The organism is Pseudomonas sp. NPDC098747, from assembly GCF_044760045.1.
Taxonomy (GTDB): domain Bacteria; phylum Pseudomonadota; class Gammaproteobacteria; order Pseudomonadales; family Pseudomonadaceae; genus Aquipseudomonas.
In genome coordinates this window covers 3,653-7,947 of the sequence record NZ_JBIWAL010000103.1, presented here as the reverse complement: position 1 = coordinate 7,947, position 4,295 = coordinate 3,653, and the positions used below count along the sequence as shown (strand labels likewise).

Annotated in this window: 1 protein-coding gene and 1 pseudogene; both read right to left on the bottom strand. The window is 57.8% G+C overall.

Features of this window, described 5'->3' with window-relative positions:
* Nucleotides 1-1,098 (bottom strand): annotated as a pseudogene (locus ACIQVE_RS28760) (hypothetical protein); the annotation flags it as partial.
* A gap of 43 nt (nt 1,099-1,141) precedes the next feature.
* Nucleotides 1,142-3,094, bottom strand: coding sequence for a type VI secretion system tip protein TssI/VgrG (gene tssI, locus ACIQVE_RS28755; protein ID WP_402815229.1), 1,953 nt, complete (start codon nt 3,092-3,094; stop codon nt 1,142-1,144).
* Between the last annotated feature and the right edge of the window lie 1,201 nt (nt 3,095-4,295).

Genomic DNA, 4,295 nt, shown 5'->3' with positions numbered 1-4,295 from the left:
ATCTGTGGCAGTCGTGGCACCACTCAAACGCTGGGTCATCTTGTGCGTTGCGGGCAAGCTGTCGAGGTAGCTCTGGGGCAGCATCAACTCAGTGCCAATGATCAAGGCATTGTTGGCGAAGCGATCCGGTGGAGTGGTGGCTGTGATGCTGTCGTGATGTGGGATCAGGCGTGCACCTCTGGCCACTTTCAGTACCGACTTTTCCGCGCTCGGCAGCCGGGAACCGTAAGTTTTGCTTTGGGCCATGAACGCCGGTACATCGTCGCAACTGAACACTTCCAGGTGCAGCATGGTTTCCGGTGCGGCTTGGGTCGGCTGTTGATACACACCCGGATAGCCGATCAGATCTCCCGCGTTGATCGGCACCGGTTGCGGGAGTACCACCACGGTGTCTTTACTTTGTGGAGTGGGCAGACCACGAGGGGTCAAATAGCGGGAAGCGACCCACCCTAGACGCGGTCTGTCGGCACTGAGCGGCGCTAACTCGGCAGAGGGCGTGCCGCTGACCACTGCCAGCACTTCGCGAAAATCCCCCTCTAGGGCGCCCACGCGAACGACGGTGCCTTTGGGTAAAGTCGCCACTTCCTCGCCATTGGTGTTGGGCAGGCGGCGCAGGCGCAGCGGCGTATCTTGGGTGGCGACTTCGTACTCTGTCGCGGCCTGCCAAAAAGCCGGACGGGTCAGGGCGCTGTCGGCCTCATACCCGGCCCAATCGCGCAGGTGCATGTAGAGGCTGAAAAAGGTCAGGGACGGACCGCCCACGGTCGCCCCCGGCGCTGGCGGAATCTCCAAACGATGGCGGACCAATACAAAGCCCGTGGAGAAACTGGCACGCGTGGGGTGATATTGAGTCGTGGGGTATTGGGTATCAATCCGATACGCCACCACCTCGCCATCGGCGATACAGAGCACGCTGTTCTGCTCGTAGGCGCTGGCGGTGCCGCCATCAAAATGCACGCCCCCGTGCCAGATGCCATTGGCGCCAATGGGGTAATAGCCACTGTTGGCCTTGCCCATGGCCCCCAGATGTTCGAGCGAATTTTTGTGGGCGCTGGCGAAGGGATACTGCCATTTTTCTACTTTTGGCGTGTTGCTCATAAAATCGTCTCATTGCATGAAAAGGGAAACAGCAAAGCGCGAATCAACCGGAATACTCGGAGCGTTTACTGAGTTTTTGCTTGATTAGCGCCTCCACGGCGCGCAGCTCCAAGTGCTCGGCGCTGGCGCCCTGCCAAGGCTCGCCGCCTTCCTCAATGAGTACGCTGCTAAAGATTCCGTCAGCATTCAGAACGATGTGCTGCCCACCACCCTTCAGGGTCAGTGTGGCGCCGGCATCGAGAATCACGTTGACTCCGGATTGGATATTTACCTCATCGCCCGCCTGAATAACGTGGGTCACACCGGTATGGGTGTAACTGCTCCCGGTCACAGTGGTACGGTCATCATTGCCCAACACGGTAGTTCGCAAACCAGTGGTGTGTTGTTCTTCGGTGCCGCCGATGGCGCGGTAGCTGTTACGGGTGACCTCTTCGCGGCGGTCGTTGCCAATGGTGGCCGTGCTGTCGTTGCGGACCAGTTGCTCAAGGTCGCGCTCGGCCCGCAGGTAAATTTTTTCCTGCCCGGCCCGGTCTTCAATCATCAGCTCGTTGTAACCGCCTGTGGCCGGAGAACTCTGGCTACGCAACACCGTCTTGGTTTTATGCTCGGGCAATTCGTAGGCCATGGCGGTGACCGTGTTGGGCACACAACCGGTAATGAGCGGCTGGTCGGGGTCGCCTTCGTTAAAGGTCACCACGACCTCCATGCCGACACGCGGGATGGTCACAGAGCCGAAGTGTTCACCGGCCCAGTTGGACGCGACCCGTACCCAGCGGCTGCTCTGGTCGTTGTTCAGCTCGGCGCGGTCCCAATGGAACTCGATTTTCACCCGCCCAAAATCATCACACGCGATGTCCTCACCGACCGGGCCGGTGACGCGCGCGGTTTGACTGACCAATATCGGTTTGCGCGAGGGCAGCGGCGGACGGTAGAACACATCCCAAGGAATTGCGGTGAAGCTGTTGCGGTAGCCTTGGGTGAAACCGTCTTCAGGTTTGGTATTGCTGGTAACTGATTCCTCCAGCGCCGAAGGCTGCTTTCCAGTGTGCCTGATGCCAAGCGCCAGCCACAGATCGTTGCAGGCCTTCCGGGGGTGATCGGTCAGCTTGAAGAAATGCCCACTACGCAACATCGCCTCATCACTTTGACCTTCGGCCACGTGGTAATCGTGGCGGTGGCGCTCCAGCGCATGCTTAGCCAGCATTTTGGCGCGATCCAGACTCGCCATCGGCCTACCGTAGTTATAGTCCTCCAGCACCAGCTGGACATCGGCGGTAACGCCGCCTTCCAGCAGCAGGCCGGGGCGCTTGAAATCGTAGTCACGGCGCGTGGCCTTGCCGGTCCGAGTATTGAAACTCTGGCTGAACTGCTTGATCACCGGTTGGTCCGCGACCATGCCCGAATCTTGCTGATACGGCACACCGCCCAGCTTGGGAAACCAAGTTTGGTCGTCGGTGAATACCAGTTGGTGATCCGTGGCCGAGTGTTGGTGATGCCACGCAATCCCGTCCTCGGCGCACAGCCTCTGGAGGTACTCGAAATCCGACTCCCCATATTGAGTGCAGTATTCACGCACGGGGCTGGTGCTGACGTTGAACGTATAAACATCGGCCTGAATGCCGTGGCCCTTGAGGACCTGAGCGATGATTTGCGGCACCGTCAGGTGCTGAAAGATTCGTTGGTTGTAACTGAATTGCAGGTAGTGCAGCACCGGCACCAGGCTCAACTGGTAGTGAGTCAGACGGCGGCCCGATTCCCCCACCCTCACATCTTCGATACGCCCGTGAATCCCTTCGCCATTCAAGCCGAACTGAAGAAAAGCGGGCTTGCTCAGTAGCGCTTCCAGATCGACATCGGGGTCTTCGTTGACCAGCTCAACCCGGATGGCGTAGAGCTGACTGATTGCCTCCACGCCCTCGAAGGCCAGTACCTTGAAGTCGTTGCGAACGTTGGGAATTGATAAGGTGAACTGCGCCGTATTGGCAGGTGTAAACATACACTTGTCCTTAAGCTGATCGAGAACCAAACGAGCGAAACGCCCTTACGGTGGGCGTACCGCCTCCAGTCTTATTGTTCGTCGCGCTCACCATTGAATTGAAATCAATAACTGTCAGAAACATGACCGGGCCGTATCAGACTGAAGTTAAGCGGTTTGAGCCCGGTCGAGTACAGGACTCAGGCTGTCCACGCATAGCGAATAACCCCTCCAACTTTTAGGGGGCAGTTCATTTCCTTGCGTACCAACTTGCGTACTTCAGTTTTGCGTACCGCCGAAATGCGAAGTTTGGGGCGCCACTTTGCCCCTGTTCGGACGTGGGTGCGGAGCCCGCGCGGGATGCTTGCGCCTCGATGTTCGCAATTCTCCACGGTACGTTTGGCGTCGTACCGTGGCTCGTACCGTCGCCGTCGCCGTCGTACCGGTCACCAGCGACACAGTACACCCGGTTTAGCCCGTAACCTTTTCCGCAACCATGGCGCCAGCTCTATCGGCCTCGGGATAGTTCGCACTCTGGAAAGGCCGGTTTTGCTGCGAACTATGGTGCGCACTTCACTGCGCACTTTGGCCTCAACGCCAACAAAATCAATCCCTGTAGCGTGGTTCGCACAGCGCACCTTGCTGCGAACTAGGTTTGCGCGTAAAGGGGGGCGCGAACCTCACCGCGAAGAATTTAGGACGCGCCGCCACCTGTAGCCTACAGCCCGTTTTAATGCTGACGCCAGTGCGTGAAACGGCGTGCGAAAAGCTGTGCGAACTGGCGAGCCGATGACCGCTTCCGATTGATCACCATTCGTGGTCACCGCCCATGGTTACCAGTTGGCGTGGTAACTGTCTCGGGTGGTTACTTTTCACCCCGAGGCGAATAAGCCCAGCAAGTGCCATTGATTGGCTATTGATTCGCCATTGATTTGCTATTACGGGTCGCCCAATTAATTTCTTTTGGTAAAGCGACAATCCTTGTAGGGGGCTCTGGTTTTCAAGCACCCATCACGCGATATCAATGTAAGGTTTTGTCAGGTTCTCATGGGGGGCGTGTTCACTGCCGGAACGCATCCAGTACTAACATTTACTAACAGGCGCCCCCCTCGTTCAATGGCTGTATAGACCCCGGATTGCTGCTTTGGGTCGCGTCCAAATCGATCCGGTAGCCATCAATAAATCTGGCGTGTTGACCAGTCCAAGCACCTGAATTGCTCGG